Here is an 18,122-nt window from a genome sequence, read left to right as displayed (position 1 = left end):
CGTGCGCCGTCTGCGCCGCGCCGCACCCCGCATCCGAAGCCGCCCGCCGTGCACCCGCAGCGGCGAGAAGTGCGGGATGTCGCACGGGGGAGGAAGGGCCGGGACGGAGCCGTGGGCGTAGGAATCGTGAAGGGAGGAATCGCCGAGGGATGAGGACGGGGACGAGGATGACGAGGAGGGCGAAGACAAGGCAACCACCGCCTGCCGTGAGGGACTTCCGCTGAATGCGAATGCCCTTACGATCCACGCTCCGCCGAGCCCTCGCCCGAGCCTGTGGACTACTCAGCGGTTGTGGACAACTCCCTCACCCGAACCGGAAGTTCCGCCCCCAGCCGCCCCCAGCCGCCCCCTGCACGGCCGCCCCGAGCCGCCACTACGGCAGCTCGAACCCCAGATCCCACCCGTCATGCGCATGTGTGCAGAGGCAGTCCCGCTCGTCCGTCGCCGGCAGCGCGCCCACCACGTCGAAGAGCACCTCGCGCAGCCGTGCCACGTTCTCCCCGAACACCTTCAGGACCTCGGTGTGCGAGACTCCGTCGCCGGTCTCGGCCCCGGCGTCCAGATCGGTCACCAGCGACAACGACGTGTAGCAGAGGCCCAGTTCGCGGGCGAGGATCGCTTCCGGGTGGCCGGTCATGCCCACCACCGACCAGCCGGCCGCCGCATGCCAGCGGGACTCGGCGCGGGTGGAGAACCGCGGGCCCTCGACGACCACCATGGTGCCGCCGTCCACGGCCGCCCAGTCGCGTCCGCGCGCGGCCTTCAGGGCGGTCCTGCGGCCCTCGGGGCAGTACGGGTCGGCGAAGGTCGTGTGCACCACGTTCGGTACGGAGCCGTCGGGCAGCGGCTCCCCGTCGAAGTACGTCTGCACACGCGTCTTCGTCCGGTCCACCAGCTGATCCGGTACGAGCAGCGTGCCGGGCCCGTACTCGGGCCGCAGGCCGCCGACCGCGCAGGGGCCGAGCACCTGGCGTACGCCGACGGAACGCAGCGCCCACAGGTTGGCGCGGTAGTTGATGCGGTGCGGCGGCAGATGGTGGCCCCGGCCGTGGCGCGGCAGGAAGGCGACCTTCCGGCCGGCGACCTCGCCGAGGAACAGGGAGTCGCTCGGTGATCCGTAGGGGGTGTCCACCCGCACTTCGGTGACGTCCTCGAGGAAGGAGTAGAACCCCGAGCCGCCGATGACGCCTATGTCCGCGGTGGCCGCGCCGGCACTGGTCTCTGCGTTCGCCATGCGGAGCAGCGTAGCCGAGCACGTGTATCGCTCCGAGGGCCCGTGGGCCGGGGCACGCGCACCGGTCCGAGGCCGCCCGGAGCACGCGAAGGCCCCGCAGCCAGCCGGCTGCGGGGCCTCGAAGTGCGTGAGATGCGGGTCGTCAGGCCGCTGAGGTGCTGCTCGAAGAGGAGGACTTCGACGCGGTGGAACCCGACGACGAAGACGAGGACGACGAAGACGAGGACGACGAAGATCCGGAGTCGCCGGACTTCGAGGCCGAGGCCGAGGAGGAGCCCGAGTCGCCGGACTTCGAGGCCGAGGACGACGACGAAGAGGCGGGCGCGCTGCTCGACGACGAGCCGCGGCTGTCGTTGCGGTAGAAGCCGGAGCCCTTGAAGACGATGCCGACCGCCGAGAACACCTTCTTGAGGCGTCCGTTGCAGCTCGGGCACTCGGTCAGGGCGTCGTCCGTGAACTTCTGCACGGCCTCGAGGCCCTCACCGCACGCGGTGCACTGGTACTGATAGGTCGGCACTTGCTTCCTCCTGGCACTCTCACTCGATGAGTGCTAACGACGCTCCATAGTGACGTATTCCTCGGGATCAGTCCACTGCCACCGGGACGCGGTGACCCACGCCACGTGCGACGGTGCGCCCCTTGGAGGCCGGTACGAGGCGGGAGCGGAGCGCCACGAGGGTCAGCAGGGCGAGCACCGTCCCGGCCATCGGCACCAGGAATCCGGCGCTCGCGCCGTGGGCGTCGGCGAGACGTCCCGCCAGCGTCACGGCAGCGGCCTGGCCGAGCGCCACGGCGCCCGTGAGCAGGGTGAACGCCTCGGTGCGGGCAGTGGCCGGAACCAGCGCCTCGACCAGCGTGAAGCCGGTGATGAGGGCGGGCGCGATGCTCATGCCCATGAGCAGGCCGACCACGGCGAACAGCGCCACGGAGTGGACCGTCCACAGGGTGGACGCGGCCAGGGCGAGGACGGTGTAGCCGACGAGCAGGCGGCGCCGCGGGCCGACCTTCCAGGCGATGGCACCGCAGGCGATGCCCGCGAGCATGTTGCCGCCGGCGAAGATGCCGTACAGGAGGCCGTTGACGCCCGGCTGTCCGGCCTCTTCGGCGAAGGCGGTCAGCGCGACCTGCATGCCGCCGAAGACCGAGCCGATGCCGAGGAGGGCCACGGCCAGTACGCGCACGCCGGCGATGGAGAACGCGGAAACGTGCTCTGCGCGCGCGTGCCCGGCGAGCGCGCCGTGCGGCTTCGGCTGGGTGTCGCGCTGCGCGGCGAAGAGCAGTCCGCCCGCGAGGGTCAGTACGGCCTGGGTCGCCAGGCCCGCGCCGGGGTGCACCCAGGTGCACAGTGCGGTGGCGAGCACCGGGCCCACGACGAAGGTGAGTTCGTCCGTGACGGACTCGAAGGCGGCCGCCGTCTGTGTCAGCGGCTGCTGTTCGGGCTTGTCGAGCACGGCGGCCCAGCGGGCCCGCACCATCGGGCCGACCTGCGGCACAGAGATGCCGACCGGGACGGCGGCGGCGAAAAGGGCCCACAAGGGGGCGTCTGCCAGGGCCAGGGCGGCCAGCGCGATCACCGAGGCGGCGTTCACCAGGACGCCGGGGACCAGTACGGCGGACTGCCCGAAGCGGTCCGCGAGCTTGCCGTTCTGCGGCGCGAACAGAGCCATGGACACACCCGCCACAGCGGCGACGGCGCCGGCTGTGCCGAACGAACCGGTGGTGTGCTGCACCAGCAGGACGATCGACATGGTGAGCATCGCGAACGGCTGCCGCGCGGCGAAGCCGGGCAGGACGAACGAAAGGGCACGGGGCGTGCGCAGGAGCTGTCCGTACCCGGGGCGGGATGCGGAGTTGACCGTGGACACCACGGTCCTTGCCTTTCTGCTGCCTGGTAGCGGGCCCGTGTGGCGTCGCCGAGAGCTGTCCTCTTGCGCAGAAGAACGTCGGTGATACCCGGCCCACTGCGAGGGCCGCGGCCGCCGTGCGGTCGCGCCAGCTCTGCGTCAGACAGAGGTGGTTCGATTCAGGTTGCCTTTATTGTACGGGCTCGTCGCCGGTTGCGCCTCCGAAATGGCGAAGCTCGACGCCCACCGCCTGTGATTAACCGGACGTTCCGCTTCCGCGCCTCCGGTTCACCGGCTCTTACCGCTCCCGCTCCCGCTCCCGACTCCCAGCCATCCGGCCAGCTTGCCGCCCTGGCTCACGGCCCGCAGTCGCTTCTCGGCCGCGTCGCGCACCGGGTCGGTCGCCACGACGAGCAGATCGTCACCGCGCCTGAGCACCGTCGTGGGCAGCGGCACGAAGGAGGTGCCCTCCCGCACGACCAGGGTGACCGCGGCCCCGGCGGGCAGCCGCAGCTCCGCGACCTCGACACCGTGCATACGGGACTTCTCAGGGATGGACACCGAGAGCAGATGTCCGCGCAGCCGCTCCAATGGAGCCGATTCCACGCCCAGGTCGGCCGCCTCGTCCGGGCCGCCGATGTGCAGCGCCTTCGCCAGCCACGGCAGCGTCGGCCCTTGGATCAGGGTGTAGACGACGACCAGGACGAAGACGATGTTGAAGATCCGCTCGCTGCCCTCGACCCCCGTCACCATGGGGATGGTCGCCAGGATGATGGGCACCGCGCCGCGCAGCCCCGCCCAGGACATCAGGGCCTTCTCCTGCCAGGGCAGGCGGAACGGCAGCAGGCTCAGGAAGACTTCGAGCGGCCTCGCCACCACGGTCAGCACAAGGCCGATGACGAGCGCGGGCCAGATGTCGTCCACCAGGTGGTGCGGGGTGACCAGCAGACCGAGCAGGACGAACATGCCGATCTGGGCGATCCAGCCGAGCCCGTCGGCGAAGCCCCGGGTCGCGGGCCAGTGCGGCAGCTTGGAGTTGCCGAGCACCATGGAGGCCAGGTAGACGGCGAGGAAGCCACTGCCGTGGGCCATGGCACCGGCGGCGTACGCCATCACCGCGATGGCCATCACGGCGATCGGGTAGAGGCCGGAGGCGGGCAGCGCCACCCGCCGTATCCCGTAGGCGCCGAGCCAGCCCACCGCGAGCCCGACGGCGGCGCCGATCGCGAGCTCCAGGGCGATCTCGCCGATCAGGACGTACCAGTGGTCGACGGGCCCGGTTGTGGAGAACGCCACAACGAGGATCACCACGGGGGCGTCGTTGAAGCCGGATTCGGCCTCCAGAACGCCCGTCACGCGCGCGGGGAGGGGCACTTTGCGCAGCACGGAGAAGACGGCCGCGGCGTCCGTGGAGGAGACCACCGCGCCGATGATGAGCGACTGCCGCCAGTCGAGCCCCACGAGATAGTGCGCGCCCGCGGCCGTGATGCCCACGCTCAGCCCGACGCCCACGAGCGACAGCACGACCGCCGCGGGCAACGCGGGCTTGATCTCCTTCCACTTCGTGCCCAGACCGCCCTCGGCCAGGATCACCACAAGCGCGGCGTAGCCGATCACCTGGGTCAACTCGGCGTTGTCGAACACGACATTGCCGAAGCCGTCCTGGCCTATCGCTATCCCGATCCCGAGGTACAGGAGCAGGCTCGGCAGGCCGCTGCGCGAGGACACGCGCACGGCCACGACCGCGATGAGCAGGACGAGGGAGCAGACGAGGAGGAGCTCGTTGAGCTGATGGACAGTCAGTGGCCGTTCCTTTCGCGAGCGCAGGACCGGTGACGGAACCGGACGCGGGGAGGTACTTCGTTACCTTACCTAATCGTTAACGTTTCCTTGATGGGTGGAGTGCCTGGCCGGAGGGCGTACGAGATGCTCTCCGCCCTGCGTTGCCGACTCCGCGTCCGATGCCGCACTGCCCTCGTCCTATGGTTGCTCCCAGCACTTCAGTGACCGAACAGCCCGCGCGGACCGAGCGAGCACCACCACAACGGCCCGCGCGGCCCGCACAGACCGGACACCCGCACAGCCCGCTTTGCGCTCTAAGCCGCTCGAAGGACAGCAAGGACAGCGATGCCCGCCAATGAAAGCGCCTCTTCCGGCCAGAAGACCGGCAAGAAGAAGGGGCGGCGTGCCCGTCTCATCGTGATGGTTCTGGTCCTTGCACTCGTCGCGGGCGCGGGCTTCGGCGCGTACTGGAGCATCAGCACGGTGCGTGCCTCCCTGCCGCAGACGAAGGGCAGCATCAAGCTGGACGGGCTCTCCGGACCGGTCGATGTGCGCCGCGACGCCAGCGGCATCCCGCAGGTCTACGCGTCCTCGGACGAGGACCTGTTCATGGCCCAGGGCTATGTGCAGGCCCAGGACCGGTTCTGGGAGATGGACGTACGCCGTCACATGACCTCCGGTCGGCTCTCCGAGATGTTCGGCAAGGGCCAGGTGGAGAACGATGAGTTCCTGCGCACTCTCGGCTGGCACCACGTGGCGCAGCGGGAGTACGACACCAAGCTCTCCCCGGAGACCAAGAAGTACCTCCAGGCGTACGCCAAGGGAGTCAACTCCTACCTCGCGGGCAAGGACGGCAAGGACCTTTCCGTCGAGTACGCGGCGCTCGGGTTCACCAACGACTACAAGGTCGAGAAGTGGACGCCGGTCGACTCGGTGGCCTGGCTGAAGGCGATGGCCTGGGACCTGCGCGGCAACATGCAGGACGAGATCGACCGCTCGCTCATGTACAGCCGCCTCGGCCCGAAGCAGATCCAGGACCTGTACCCGGAGTACCCGTACGACCTGCACAAGCCGATCGTCCAGGAGGGCGCGGTTTCTGCCGGCTCCAAGGCGTACGACCCCAAGGGCGTCGCCACACAGGGGCAGTCGGGCGCGGGCGGCACCGGTCTCCCGGGCAGCGGCGGCACGCAAGGCGGTGCGCAGAGCGGCGCTCAGGGCGGTGCGCAGAGCGGCGTGGCGACACAGCTGTCCGGGCTCTCGAACGTCCTCGACAAGCTGCCCGACGCCATCGGCCCCAACGGCAACGGCATCGGCTCCAACTCCTGGGTCGTCTCCGGCGAGCACACCACCACGGGCAAGCCGCTGCTCGCCAACGACCCGCACCTGGCGCCGCAGCTGCCGTCGATCTGGTACCAGATGGGCCTGCACTGCCGCAGCGTCTCCGACAAGTGCAAGTACGACGTCTCGGGCTATACGTTCTCGGGGATGCCGGGCGTGGTCATCGGCCACAACCAGCAGATCGCCTGGGGCATGACCAACCTCGGCGCCGACGTCACCGACCTGTATCTGGAGAAGATCCAGGGCGACGGCTACCAGTACGGCGGCAAGGTCGAGCCGTTCAAAACCCGCAAGGAGACCATCAAGGTCGCGGGCGGCTCGGACAAGACCATCGTCGTACGCGAGACCAACAACGGCCCCGTGGTCTCCGACCGCAACGACGAACTCGGCAAGGTCGGCCAGGAGGCCCCTGTGGGCAGCTCGGCGCCCGACAGAGCCGACGGGTACGCGGTCTCCCTGCGCTGGACCGCCCTGGACCCCGGCAAGTCCATGGACGCCGTCTTCGAGCTCAACCGGGCCGAGGACTTCAAGGACTTCCGCAAGGCGGCGGCCGACTTCGAGGTGCCCTCGCAGAACCTCATCTACGCGGACCGCAAGGGCAACATCGGCTACCAGGCGCCCGGAAAGATCCCCACGCGCGCGAAGAGCCACGACGGCACGCTCCCGGCGCCCGGCTGGGACCCGTCCTACCGCTGGACCGGCTACATCCCGCAGACCGCGCTGCCGTACGAGTACAACCCCAAGCGCGGCTACATCGTGACCGCCAACCAGGCCGTGACCGACAAGAAGTACCCGTACAACCTCACCGAGGACTGGGGGTACGGCGCGCGCAGCCAGCGGATCAACGACCTCATCGAGTCGAAGATCAAGGACAACGGCAAGATCTCGACCGACGACATGCGCACCATGCAGCTGGACAACAGCAGCGAGATCGCCAAGATGCTGACGCCCAAGCTGCTGAAGATCGATGTCTCGGACCCCTACGTCCGCGAGGCCCAGAAGCTCCTTGAGGGCTGGGACTACACGCAGGACTCCGACTCGGCGGCGGCCGCGTACTTCAACGCGGTCTGGCGCAACATCCTCAAGCTCGCCTTCGGCAACAAGCTGCCCAAGGAGCTGCGGGTCAAGGGCTCCTGCATCAGCGTTCCGCCGGCCGACAAGACGGGCCCGGTGGACGACCCGGACGAGCGGGTGCGCGAGTGCGGCGAGCGGGACGCCGACGCGGCCCAGCCGGACGGCGGCGACCGCTGGTTCGAGGTCGTACGGAACATCCTCGACGACGAGAAGAACGAGTGGTGGCAGTCGCCGTCCACGCGTACCGACTCCGAGACCAAGACCCGCGACCAGCTCTTCGCCCGCGCCATGGAGGACGCGCGCTGGGAGCTGACCGCGAAGCTCGGCAAGGACGCGGACACCTGGAGCTGGGGCCGTCTGCACCGCCTCACCCTGAAGAACCAGACCATCGGCACCGAGGGCCCGGGCTTCATGCAGTGGCTGCTCAACCGCGGCCCCTGGAACCTGGGCGGCGGTGAGGCCGCGGTCAACGCCACGGGCTGGAACGCGGCCGGCGGCTACAACGTGATCTGGGTGCCGTCGATGCGGATGGTGGTCAACCTCGACGACTTCGACAAATCGAAGTGGATCAACCTGACCGGTGCGTCGGGGCACGCCTACAGCCCCAACTACACCGACCAGACCGAGAAATGGGTCAAGGGCGAGCTGCTCGACTGGGCCTTCACGAAGAAGGCGGTCGACGGCACGTCCGAGAACGACCTGGTGCTCAGGCCGTAAAGCGCCGGACGCCGCTGGGCGTCACCACCGCGTGCACGAGGTGGTCGTGCGGTTCCTCAGGGACCCGCGCGACCACCTCGTGGTCGTAGAGGAGCACCACCAAGGGCGGCTGCACGCGCGCGTGCGCGAGCCGGGCCAGGACGCGGTCGTACGACCCGCCGCCGCGGCCGAGCCGCATCCCGCGCCCGTCCACCGCGAGCCCCGGGAGCAGCACCGCGTCGGCTTCGAGCACGGCCTCGGGCCCGAGCCGCGCACCGGCCGGCTCCAGGAGCCCGCGCCCGGCGCGCACCAGCCGCTCCGCACCCTCGTACGCCGCCCAGTCGAGATCGTTGTCCGCCAGCAGGACCGGCAGCAGCACCCGCACCCCGCGCGCGTGCAGCGCGTCGAGCAACACGCGCGTGCCGGGCTCGCGGCCGACCGAGACATACGCGGCGACTGTGCCCGCGCCGGTCAGCTCACCGAGCCCTATGGCACGCTCCGCCAGAACCGCGGCCGCCCCCTGAGCGTCATCTGCCGTCAACCGGCGCCTCGCTTCGAGGAGTTCCGCCCGCAACGTCGCCTTGGCAGCCTTGCCGCTTGATTCGGTGCTCACAGCCAGCTCACAAACCCCTCTTACCGAGCTCTAAGGGTCCGAATTAACCGGACCCACATGTTCCGCACATTCGCACCGGTTAGGGTGCTGGGCATGACTGAGTCGCACCCCACGATCACCAAGGCTGTCATCCCGGCAGCAGGCCTCGGCACCCGCTTCCTTCCGGCCACCAAGGCCACTCCGAAGGAGATGCTGCCGGTCGTCGACAAGCCGGCGATCCAGTACGTGGTCGAGGAGGCCGTCGCAGCCGGCCTGTCCGACGTCCTCATGGTCACGGGCCGCAACAAGCGCCCCCTGGAAGACCACTTCGACCGGAACTACGAACTCGAAGAGGCCCTCGTCAGGAAGGGCGACCAGAACCGTCTCGCCAAGGTCCAGGAGTCGAGCGACCTCGCGACGATGCACTACGTCCGCCAGGGCGACCCCAAGGGCCTCGGCCACGCGGTCCTGTGCGCCGCCCCGCACGTCGGCAACGAGCCCTTCGCGGTCCTCCTCGGCGACGACCTGATCGACGCCCGTGACCCGCTCCTGCAGCGCATGGTCGAGATCCAGGCCCGCGAGGGCGGCAGCGTCATCGCGCTCATGGAGGTCGACCCCGCGCAGATCAACATGTACGGCTGCGCGGCCGTGGAGGGCACCGGCGAGGGCGACGTGGTCAAGGTCACCGGCCTGGTCGAGAAGCCCGAGCCCGCGGACGCCCCGAGCAACCTCGCGATCATCGGCCGCTATGTCCTCGACCCCGCCGTCTTCGACGTGCTGCGCAAGACCGATCCGGGCCGCGGCGGCGAGATCCAGCTGACCGACGCCCTGCAGCAGTTGGCGGCGGACGAGAAGATCGGCGGCCCGGTGCACGGCGTGGTCTTCAAGGGCCGCCGCTATGACACCGGCGACCGCGGCGACTATCTGCGTGCCATTGTCAGACTCGCGTGCGAACGTGAAGACCTGGGCCCCGAGTTCCGGACCTGGCTTCGCAGTTACGTCACCGAGGAGATGTAGCACTTGAGCAGCAGCACGACGGCGCAGGCCATGGGCCGGACACACATCTGGTCCGTGGCCGAGCACTTGGAGGACATTCTCGGCGCGGTCCATCCGCTCGAGCCGATCGAGCTGCAGCTGCTCGACGCCCAGGGCTGCGTCCTGGTCGAGGACATCACGGTGCCCGTCTCGCTGCCGCCCTTCGACAACAGCTCCATGGACGGGTACGCGGTCCGCACCGCCGATGTCGCGGGCGCGGGTGAGGAGTTCCCCGCCGTCCTCGAGGTCATCGGGGACGTCGCGGCGGGCAGCCCCGGTGACCTCACCGTCGGCCCGGGGCAGGCCGCCCGCATCATGACCGGCGCCCCGCTGCCGCCCGGAGCCGAAGCCGTCGTCCCCGTGGAGTGGACCGACGGCGGCCTGGGCGAGGGCCCGGTCGGCACCATGAACCCGCACAGCGCGTCCCCGGAGGGCGCCACCGGCGAGGTCCGCGTCCACCGCCCGGCCGAGGCACGCGCACATGTCCGCGCGCGGGGCAGCGATGTGAAGGCCGGCGAGCGCGCCCTGGACGCGGGCACCGTCCTCGGCCCGCCCCAGCTCGCCCTGCTCGCCGCCATCGGCCGCGGCTCGGTCCGGGTCCGCCCGCGCCCGCGCGTGGTCGTCCTCTCCACCGGCAGCGAACTGACGCAGCCGGGCGAGGAGCTGCCCGAGGGCCATATCTACGACTCCAACAGCTTCGCCCTCACGGCCGCCGCCCGCGACGCCGGCGCCATCGCCTACCGCGTCGGCGCCGTGGCCGACGACGCGGAGACGCTCCGCTCCACCATCGAGGACCAGCTGATCCGCGCCGACCTCCTGGTCACCACGGGCGGCGTCAGCGTGGGCGCGTACGACGTGGTGAAGGAAGCCCTGCAGCACGTGGGGGACGAGGACGAGGCCGGCAGCGGCATCGAGTTCCGCAAGCTCGCCATGCAGCCCGGCAAGCCGCAGGGCTTCGGCTCCATCGGCCCCGACCACACCCCGCTGCTCGCCCTGCCCGGCAACCCGGTGAGTTCGTATGTCTCCTTCGAGCTGTTCGTGCGCCCCGCGATCCGCGCCCTGATGGGACTGAAGGACGTCAGCCGCCCCACGGCCCGCGCCGAACTGCGCGCGGACACACCGCTCTCCTCGCCGTCCGGCAAGCGCCAGTTCCTGCGCGGCCGGTACGACGAGGAGGCCGGAGCGGTCACGCCCGTGGGCGGCGCGGGCTCCCACCTGATCGCGGCCCTCGCCCACGCCGACGCCCTGATCGTCGTCCCGGAGGACACCACGGAGGTCGCCCCCGGCGCCGAGGTCGAAGTGGTCCTCCTCGGCTGAGGGCCTCCCGGTGCGGGTAGCGTGTCTGCCCACACACGGCCCGCACGAGGCCCGACCGGGAGCGCACAGCACTATGAGTACGCAGGACCGACTGACGCATATCGACGAGGCGGGCGCGGCCCGCATGGTCGACGTATCCGCGAAGGACGTGACCGCGCGCACCGCCCGTGCAAGCGGCCGGGTCCTTGTCTCACCCCGTGTGATCGAGCTCCTGCGCGGCGAGGGCGTACCCAAGGGCGACGCCCTCGCCACCGCGCGCATCGCGGGCATCATGGGCGCCAAGCGCACCCCCGACCTGATCCCGCTCTGCCACCCGCTCGCCCTCTCCGGCGTGAAGCTCGACCTGTCCGTCGCCGACGACGCGGTGGAGATCCTCGCCACGGTGAAGACCACGGACCGCACGGGCGTCGAGATGGAGGCCCTGACCGCCGTCACCGTCGCCGCCCTCACCGTGATCGACATGGTGAAGGCCGTCGACAAGGCCGCGGTCATCACGGACGTACGCGTCGAGGAGAAGACGGGCGGCAAGTCCGGGAACTGGAACCGCTCGTGAAGGCCCTCGTCGTCACGGCGTCCAACCGCGCGTCGGCGGGTGTCTACGAGGACAAGGGCGGCCCCATCCTGGCCGCGGGCCTCAGGGACCTGGGCTTCGAGGTCGAGGGGCCGCAGGTGGTCCCGGACGGCGCCCCCGTGGAGCAGGCGCTGCGCGCGGGCGTCGAGGCCGGTTTCGACGTCATCCTCACCACCGGCGGCACCGGGCTCTCGCCCACCGACCGCACCCCCGAGGCCACCCGCCGCGTGATCGGCTCCGAGGTGCCCGGAATCGCCGAGGCGATCCGTGCGTTCGGAAGGGAGAAGGTGCCCGCCGCGGCGCTGTCCCGGGGCCTCGCCGGGCTCGCGGGCGCCACCTTGATCGTGAACCTGCCCGGTTCGACCGGCGGTGTGCGCGACGGCCTCGCCGTACTGGAAAAGGTCCTGGTGCACGCAGTCGAGCAGATCCGCGGCGGCGACCACCCCAGACCCGGCACCGGACCCACGGGGAGCGAGAGCTGAACAGCCCTTCCTGGCCTGTCGAGCTGGCGGACGGCGATATCGTCCTCCGCCCCATAAAGCTGCGCGACCAGCGCGCCTGGCGCGAGGTCAACCGCCGCAACCGTGACTGGCTGCGCCCGTGGGAGGCGACCATCCCGCCGCCGGGCCCCGGCGGTCCGATCACCCACCGCCCGACGTACCGGCAGATGGTGCGCCATCTGCGGGCCGAAGCCAACGCGGGCCGGATGCTGCCCTTCGTGATCGAGTACCAGGGCCGTCTCGTCGGTCAGCTGACCGTCGCCGGGATCACCTGGGGCTCGATGTGTTCGGGCCATATCGGCTACTGGGTCGATGAGGGGGTCGCGGGCCGCGGAGTGATGCCGACCGCTGTCGCACTCGCCGTCGATCACTGCTTCCGCACCGTCGGACTGCACCGCATCGAAGTCTGTATTCGCCCGGAGAACATCCCGAGCCGCCGGGTCGTGGAGAAACTCGGATTCCGCGAGGAAGGACTGCGTCCACGCTATCTCCACATTGATGGTGGCTGGCGGGACCATCTGGTGTTCGCGCTCACCGCGGAAGAGGCTCCGGAAGGGCTGCTCCACCGCTGGCACCAGGCACGACCCAAGAACAGTCCGAGTGACACTCCGCGGAACCCCGCCTAAGAGCGGCCAAATAAAATGCGTGTTCGAAAAAGAGCGCAAGTTGACCGCGAATATGCCTCTGGTGCCCTCTCGGTGACGGTCTGATGCGGCCTATCGAAGCCTGCTGATCGCATCAGTCACAAAAAAAGTTCGAGATATCAGCCAGATCGTGCGACACACCGGGCCAATTGGCAGATGGCCTCAAGGAAACCCCTCTACCGTGTGAGGCGTGAGCAGCAGCGGCCTCATCTACGCAGTCATCGTCGGGGCCTGGGCCGCCTACTTGGTGCCGATGTGGCTCCGTAGGCAGGACGAGCTCAACGAGGCTCGTCCGACGGAACGCTTCAGCACCGCCATCCGTCTGCTGTCCGGACGGGCGGGGATGGAGCGTCGGTACGCCAAGGATCTGCGGGCGCGTACCGAGGGGGAAGAGCCCAAGGCCGACCCGGACGCCGCGACGGAAGCCCTCACGGGGTCCGTCGACGTCCGGGCTTTCGCCGTGTCTCCGGACGACGGCAAGCAGAGCGAGAAGCCGGGCGAGAAGCCGCGGCGGCGCGAGCCGAGAGAACAGCGCGAGCCGCGCGCCGAACAGCGTGAGCCGCGCCACGAGCCCCGTCCCGAACCGCGCCCCGAACCGCGCGCCGACCGGCGGGCCGAGCGCTCCGATGCCGAAGCGGCCGCGCGGGCCCGGCGTTTGAAGGTCCTCGCCCGCAGGCGGCGTACGACGGTGATGCTCTTCCTGGCCTTCACGCTCGGCGCGATCGTCGCGGCCGTGGGCGGGCTCGCCCTGCTGTGGGCGCCGGCGGTCCCCGCCGTACTGCTCAGCGCGTACATCGTTCATCTGCGGTCCCAGGAGCGGCGCCGCTACACCTACACGATGGACCGGCGCCGTGCCGAGGTGGCCGCGCAGCGGCTGCGGGAGCGGCGGCCCGCCGGCCGCCGGGCCGTGGCCGATGACGCGGGCGACGAGCCGGCGGACGGCGGGGAGTCCGGCGCCGTGGCCGCGGGGCTCTCGTCGCTCGCGGCCGACCGGCGTGCCCTGGTCGAGCAGACCGACCACGCCGAGTGGGTCGACCAGCAGCGTGAGCGGGAGCGCGGCGCCGCGCGGGGCGACAGCTGGGAGCCCGTGCCTGTGCCGCTGCCGACCTATGTCACCGCGCCCGTCGCGCCGCGTGCGACCGGCGGTGTCGACCTCGGCGCCCCCGACGCCTGGAGCTCGGCGCGGTCCAGTGCCGCGGAGCCGACGGCGGAGCAGCGCAAGCCCAAGGCGGCGCAGGAGCCGAAGGGGACGCAGGAGGGCGAGCAGGCGCGTAAGGCGGAGGCCGAGGCGCAGCAGGCGCCCGCGCGCCGGGCCGCCGCGCGCCGGTCCCGTGAGCGCGGCCGCACCCCGCTGTTCGACCAGTACGCGGAGGGCGAGCGGCCGCGTGCCGCCAATGAGTGAGCCGGGGATCTGACCAGCGCGGGAGCCGTGCAGGAACGGATTTCCAAGCACCCCGATGAGGGTGCTAAGGTTTCTCTCGTTGCAAGGGCCTGTGGCGCAGTCTGGTAGCGCACCTCGTTCGCATCGAGGGGGTCTGGGGTTCAAATCCCCACAGGTCCACCGCAATTGAGAACCCCGTCGGATTCATCCGGCGGGGTTCTCGCATGCCCGGGTGCGGAAGCGCGGGCGCGGGCTGGAAGGCCGGGACCAAAGGCCCGATACGGGATTTTGTCGGCATAGCTACATTTGAGGCATGTCCCGCCACCCCTTCTCCGTGCGCGCCGCCTGTGGCGCGCTGCTCGGTGTGCTGCTGCTCAGCGGCTGCGCCGAGCGGGAGGGGCTGTATGTCCAGGGCCCCGCGATCAAGCCGTCGCCGGCGACCGGGCCCGTCTATGTCGCCGACGCGATGGGGCAGCCGCTGCGGCGGCCGACCTCGGTCGGGCTCACCGAGTTCACGGGCCTGTCGGATCTGCGCTGGGGCGACTGGGGCGGTGCCACGGCGCGGGCCACCGGGAAGCTGAGCGGCAACTGGTGTCTGCCGGGGTGTGCGGAGAAGCCGTACGACGTGACCGTGACGCTGAGCGGTCTGGAGAAGCAGGAGCGGGTGGCGTACTACCGGAGGGCGACGATCGTGCCTGACCGGCCCGAGGAGCTGCCGCCGTCCGCGGTGAAGGTGCAGCTGCAGGGCATCCGACTCTCCGTGCCGGCGTTCTGAGCGCCCATGGGACTGCGTACGAAGATCGGGATCGCCATCGCGGGTACGGCTGCCGTCGTGTCCGTGGTGATCGGGCTGCTTGTGCACCACCGCACGGTGGACGCGCAGTTCGTGGCCGCCACCGGGTCGATCGGGGACCGGCTGCAGACGGCGGTGCAGGATCACGCGGCGGGTGTCGACGGGGCCAATACGCTGGTCGATCCGCCGGATCTGCCGAAGGCGCTCGGGGACGCGGTGCGGCAGGGGAAGTGGGGGGTGTACCTCGACCGTGACTCCCGTGGCGTGCCGTGGCTGTGGGCGGCCAGCAAGGAGGGGCGGAGCGTGGTGGCGCTGCGGCGGTCGTACGAGCGTGAGGCGACGACCGTGCGGGATCTGGACCGGGTCCTGTGGCTGTCGGGGGCGATCGGGACCGCCCTTGCCTGTGTCGCGGGGCTGCTGGTCGCCAACCGGCTCGGACGCCGGCTCACCGCGTCCGCGGACACCGCGCAGCGGATCGCGGACGGTGATCTGACGGCCCGGCTCGAACTGCGCGGCAAGGACGAGATCACCCGCCTGACGACGGCCGTGAACACCATGGCGGACGCGCTGGCCGGGCGGCTCCAGGCCGAGCGCGAGGTGACCGCGAACATCGCGCACGAGCTGCGTACGCCGGTGGCCGGGATGGTGACGGCCGCCGGGCTGCTGCCGCCGGGGCGCCCGTCCGAGCTGGTGCAGGGCAGTGCGTGGCGGCTGCGGGAGCTGGTCGACGATGTGATCGAGGTGGCGCGTCTGGATGTCTCGGCCGAGCAGGCGGAGACGGAGGTACGCGACTTCGGCGCGCTTGTCCGCAAGGCCGCCGCCGCAGGTGCCGCGGGGCAGGACGGGGTGACCGTCACCGTGCTGCGGGACGCCGAGGTGGAGACCGATCCGCGCAGGGTCGAGCGGGTCGTGGCCAATCTGGTCAGCAACGCGCTGCGGCACGGGGCGGCGCCGGTGACCGTGGCGGTCGACGGCGCCGTCGCCAGGGTGCGGGACAGCGGCCCGGGGTTCCCGCCGGCGGTGCTCACGAACGGCCCGCAGCGGTTCCGTACCGGTGAGCGCGACAAGGGGCTCGGTCTCGGGCTGACCATCGCCCAGGGGCAGGCCCGGGTGCTCGGCGCCAGGCTGCGGTTCGAGAACCCCGAGGACGGCGGGGCGCTCGCGGTGCTCGATCTGCGGGGGTCCCTGAAGGACGGCTGAGGTCCGTCGGGCCGGGCGGGGGAGCCGGGGGAAGCTACAGCGGCTTGGCCATGCAGCGGCTGCTGTCGTAGTGGCGGTAGTGGCCGAACTTGGCGCAGGGTGCGTAGCCGGCCGAGCCGTACAGGGCGATGGCCTCGGGCTGCTGGTCGCCGGTCTCCAGGACCATGCGGGTGCGGCCCGCGGCGCGGGCGTCCGCCTCAAGCCGCGCGAGGATCCGGCGGGCGAGGCCGAGGCCGCGGGCGCCGGGGATCACATACATGCGCTTGAGCTCGGCGTCGCCGTCCTCGTAGCCCTCTTCGTTCTTGTCCTGGGTGCGCCAGCCGCCGGTGGCGACGGGGCGGTCCTGCTCGTCGTACGCGATCAGGAAGAGGCCGCGCGGGGGCGCGAACATCGCGGGGGCGAGCGGGGTGACGTCGCCGCCGTCGCCGTAGCGCTCCTCGTATTCGAGCTGCACCTCGTCGTTGAGCTTGACGGCGTCGGGGTGGTCGAACGCGACCGGTCTGATGTCCATGGTCATCCAGTGTGCCGGTACGGTGTCGGGGTGCTGACTGTGACCTCCGTGAACGTGAACGGCCTGCGTGCGGCCGCCAAGAAGGGCTTCGTCGAGTGGCTGGCCGCGACCGACGCCGACGCCGTGTGCCTGCAGGAGGTGCGGGCCGAGGCGGTGCAGCTGCCGGAGACGGTGCGCGAGCCCGAGGGCTGGCATGTGGTGCACGCGCCGGCGGCCGCGAAGGGCCGGGCCGGTGTCTCGCTCTACACGCGCCGTGAGCCCGACCGGGTGCAGATCGGCTTCGGGTCCGGGGAGTTCGACTCCAGCGGGCGCTACGTCGAGGTGGATCTGCCGGGTGTGACCGTGGCGAGCCTGTATCTGCCGTCCGGCGAGGTCGGCACCGAGCGGCAGGACGAGAAGGAACGGTTCATGGCCGAGTTCCTCGTCTATCTGCGGGAGTTGAAGGTCCGCGCCGCCGCCGACGGGCGCGAGGTCGTGGTGTGCGGCGACTGGAACATCGCCCACCAGGAGGCCGACCTCAAGAACTGGAAGGGCAACAAGAAGAACGCCGGGTTCCTGCCCGAGGAGCGGGCCTGGCTGAGCGAGGTCTTCGAGGAGTACGTGGATGTGGTGCGCGCGCTGCATCCGGACGTCGAGGGTCCGTACTCGTGGTGGTCGTACCGCGGACGTGCCTTCGACAACGACACGGGCTGGCGGATCGACTACCACGTGACGACGCCCGGGCTCGCCGGGAAGGCGGTCAAGGGGTTCGTCGAGCGGGCCGCGACGCATGCCGAGCGGTGGAGCGATCACGCTCCCGTGACGGTGGTCTACGACCTCTGAGGTCCGGGCCCCGCGCCGGGGCCCGGCTCAGGGCTTGTTGAGGTGGCGGTCCATCGCCATCGACAGCTCGGCCTCCACGACGGCCTTCGCCAGGGGGCGGAGCTTGTCCAGATCCGCGTCGGGCTTGTGGGCGCGGATCGTCGTGGTGAACAACTCGGCCAGGGCGTCCGCGTGTTCACGCACCTTGTGGCCCGCCGCCATCACCTCGGCGAGCGGGACCCCCTCGCGTACGAGCGCGGCCGAGACCTCCAGGAGGCGGCGGCTGATGTGCACGATCTCGTCGCCGTCGGTGCCGATGTAGCCGAGGTCGAGGGCTGCCTGGAGGTTCTCCGGGGTGACCTCGCCCTCGAAGTAGTCGGCCAGTTCCTCGGGGGTGAGGCGGACCGGGGTCTCCTCGGTGGGCTCGCCGGTCAGGCCGAGGAGCTCGCCGACGTCGCGCCCCGACTCGAACGCCTCGGTGAGTTCGGCGATGGCGCTGAGGGTGTGGCCGCGCTCCAGGAGGGCCGTGATGGTGTGCAGACGGGCCAGGTGGTGGTCGTCGTACCAGGCGATCCGGCCCTCGCGCCGCGGCGGTGGGATCAGCTTGCGCTCACGGTAGAAGCGCAGGGTGCGCACGGTGATGCCGGCCGCTTCGGCCAGCTCCTCCATGCGGTATTCGCGGGTCCCCGGTTCCTGTGCCGATTCCTGTGCCACGTTGCCGACCCTATGTTGTACCGCCGGTAACTTTCTCCGGTCCGACCCCTACCCATGAGTACGGGCCTGTTCTACTCTCCCCATTGCGCCAGTGG

At 70.7% G+C, this 18,122-nt stretch carries 17 protein-coding genes and 1 tRNA gene; 11 read left to right on the top strand and 7 right to left on the bottom strand.

All coding sequences use genetic code 11. The features are described from left to right. Positions 1–373: 373 nt before the first annotated feature. The 4 genes from ACFQVC_RS18480 to ACFQVC_RS18465 all read right to left on the bottom strand — a co-directional run bounded on the left by ACFQVC_RS18480 (position 374) and on the right by ACFQVC_RS18465 (position 4,905). Entirely contained in the window at positions 374–1,234 is an 861-nt protein-coding gene (locus tag ACFQVC_RS18480; protein ID WP_381831554.1) for an S-methyl-5'-thioadenosine phosphorylase, read from the bottom strand. Between the two features lie 142 nt (positions 1,235–1,376). Next, the gene (locus ACFQVC_RS18475) at positions 1,377–1,751 is read right to left on the bottom strand and encodes an FmdB family zinc ribbon protein (RefSeq protein ID WP_381831553.1); all 375 of its coding nucleotides are present in this window, start codon (positions 1,749–1,751) and stop codon (positions 1,377–1,379) included. Between the two features lie 67 nt (positions 1,752–1,818). Further along, positions 1,819–3,102, bottom strand: coding sequence for an MFS transporter (locus tag ACFQVC_RS18470; protein ID WP_381831552.1), 1,284 nt, complete (start codon positions 3,100–3,102; stop codon positions 1,819–1,821). A 264-nt stretch (positions 3,103–3,366) separates the two neighbouring features. Beyond that, complete coding sequence (locus tag ACFQVC_RS18465) at positions 3,367–4,905, bottom strand: potassium/proton antiporter (RefSeq protein ID WP_381831776.1); 1,539 nt, start codon at positions 4,903–4,905, stop codon at positions 3,367–3,369. 300 nt (positions 4,906–5,205) lie between these two features. On the opposite strand from ACFQVC_RS18465, the gene ACFQVC_RS18460 reads away from it, so the two are divergent. Next, on the top strand, positions 5,206–7,989 hold the full coding sequence (locus ACFQVC_RS18460; protein ID WP_381831551.1) for a penicillin acylase family protein: 2,784 nt from the start codon (positions 5,206–5,208) through the stop codon (positions 7,987–7,989). Here ACFQVC_RS18460 and ACFQVC_RS18455 read toward each other — a convergent pair. Next, on the bottom strand, positions 7,979–8,581 hold the full coding sequence (locus ACFQVC_RS18455) for a 5-formyltetrahydrofolate cyclo-ligase (protein ID WP_381831550.1): 603 nt from the start codon (positions 8,579–8,581) through the stop codon (positions 7,979–7,981). The genes ACFQVC_RS18460 and ACFQVC_RS18455 overlap by 11 nt on opposite strands. Positions 8,582–8,674: 93 nt before the next feature. Between ACFQVC_RS18455 and galU the strand changes: the two genes are divergently transcribed. From galU to ACFQVC_RS18410, 9 genes are all read left to right on the top strand, one after another. Continuing rightward, positions 8,675–9,577, top strand: coding sequence for a UTP--glucose-1-phosphate uridylyltransferase GalU (gene galU / locus ACFQVC_RS18450; RefSeq protein ID WP_381831549.1), 903 nt, complete (start codon positions 8,675–8,677; stop codon positions 9,575–9,577). Positions 9,578–9,607: 30 nt separating this feature from the next. Then, a complete protein-coding gene (glp, locus tag ACFQVC_RS18445) occupies positions 9,608–10,912 on the top strand; it encodes a molybdotransferase-like divisome protein Glp (protein ID WP_381831775.1) in 1,305 nt (434 codons plus the stop codon). A 73-nt stretch (positions 10,913–10,985) separates the two neighbouring features. Beyond that, complete coding sequence (gene moaC / locus ACFQVC_RS18440; protein WP_381831548.1) at positions 10,986–11,465, top strand: cyclic pyranopterin monophosphate synthase MoaC; 480 nt, start codon at positions 10,986–10,988, stop codon at positions 11,463–11,465. Further along, positions 11,450–11,965, top strand: a complete 516-nt coding sequence (locus ACFQVC_RS18435; protein WP_381831774.1) for a MogA/MoaB family molybdenum cofactor biosynthesis protein — start codon at positions 11,450–11,452, stop codon at positions 11,963–11,965. The genes moaC and ACFQVC_RS18435 overlap by 16 nt, the downstream gene beginning before the upstream one ends. Beyond that, entirely contained in the window at positions 11,962–12,609 is a 648-nt protein-coding gene (locus ACFQVC_RS18430; RefSeq protein ID WP_381831773.1) for a GNAT family N-acetyltransferase, read from the top strand. Before ACFQVC_RS18435 ends, ACFQVC_RS18430 begins: the two co-directional genes overlap by 4 nt. A 208-nt stretch (positions 12,610–12,817) precedes the next feature. Next, complete coding sequence (gene sepX, locus ACFQVC_RS18425; RefSeq protein ID WP_381831547.1) at positions 12,818–14,029, top strand: divisome protein SepX/GlpR; 1,212 nt, start codon at positions 12,818–12,820, stop codon at positions 14,027–14,029. 85 nt (positions 14,030–14,114) lie between these two features. Further along, positions 14,115–14,188 (top strand) — tRNA-Ala (locus tag ACFQVC_RS18420). A gap of 133 nt (positions 14,189–14,321) precedes the next feature. After that, on the top strand, positions 14,322–14,783 hold the full coding sequence (locus ACFQVC_RS18415) for a hypothetical protein (protein WP_381831546.1): 462 nt from the start codon (positions 14,322–14,324) through the stop codon (positions 14,781–14,783). A gap of 6 nt (positions 14,784–14,789) precedes the next feature. Continuing rightward, positions 14,790–16,001 carry a sensor histidine kinase gene (locus ACFQVC_RS18410; RefSeq protein ID WP_381831545.1) on the top strand — a complete coding sequence of 404 codons (1,212 nt, stop codon included), beginning with the start codon at positions 14,790–14,792 and terminating at the stop codon, positions 15,999–16,001. Positions 16,002–16,035: 34 nt separating this feature from the next. Here the strand turns inward: ACFQVC_RS18410 and ACFQVC_RS18405 are convergent, their stop codons facing one another. Further along, on the bottom strand, positions 16,036–16,512 hold the full coding sequence (locus ACFQVC_RS18405) for a GNAT family N-acetyltransferase (protein WP_381831544.1): 477 nt from the start codon (positions 16,510–16,512) through the stop codon (positions 16,036–16,038). A 39-nt stretch (positions 16,513–16,551) separates the two neighbouring features. Here ACFQVC_RS18405 and ACFQVC_RS18400 point away from each other — a divergent pair, with 39 nt between their 5' ends. Beyond that, positions 16,552–17,334 carry an exodeoxyribonuclease III gene (locus ACFQVC_RS18400; protein WP_381831772.1) on the top strand — a complete coding sequence of 261 codons (783 nt, stop codon included), beginning with the start codon at positions 16,552–16,554 and terminating at the stop codon, positions 17,332–17,334. A 27-nt stretch (positions 17,335–17,361) separates the two neighbouring features. On the opposite strand, the gene ACFQVC_RS18395 is transcribed toward ACFQVC_RS18400, so the two are convergent. Beyond that, positions 17,362–17,982, bottom strand: a complete 621-nt coding sequence (locus ACFQVC_RS18395) for a MerR family transcriptional regulator (protein WP_381831771.1) — start codon at positions 17,980–17,982, stop codon at positions 17,362–17,364. Positions 17,983–18,122: the final 140 nt, after the last annotated feature.

This window comes from Streptomyces monticola (genome assembly GCF_042665355.1).
GTDB lineage: Bacteria > Actinomycetota > Actinomycetes > Streptomycetales > Streptomycetaceae > Streptomyces > Streptomyces monticola.
Note: the sequence above shows the minus strand (reverse complement) of the source record. Positions and strands in the feature narration are given on the sequence as shown.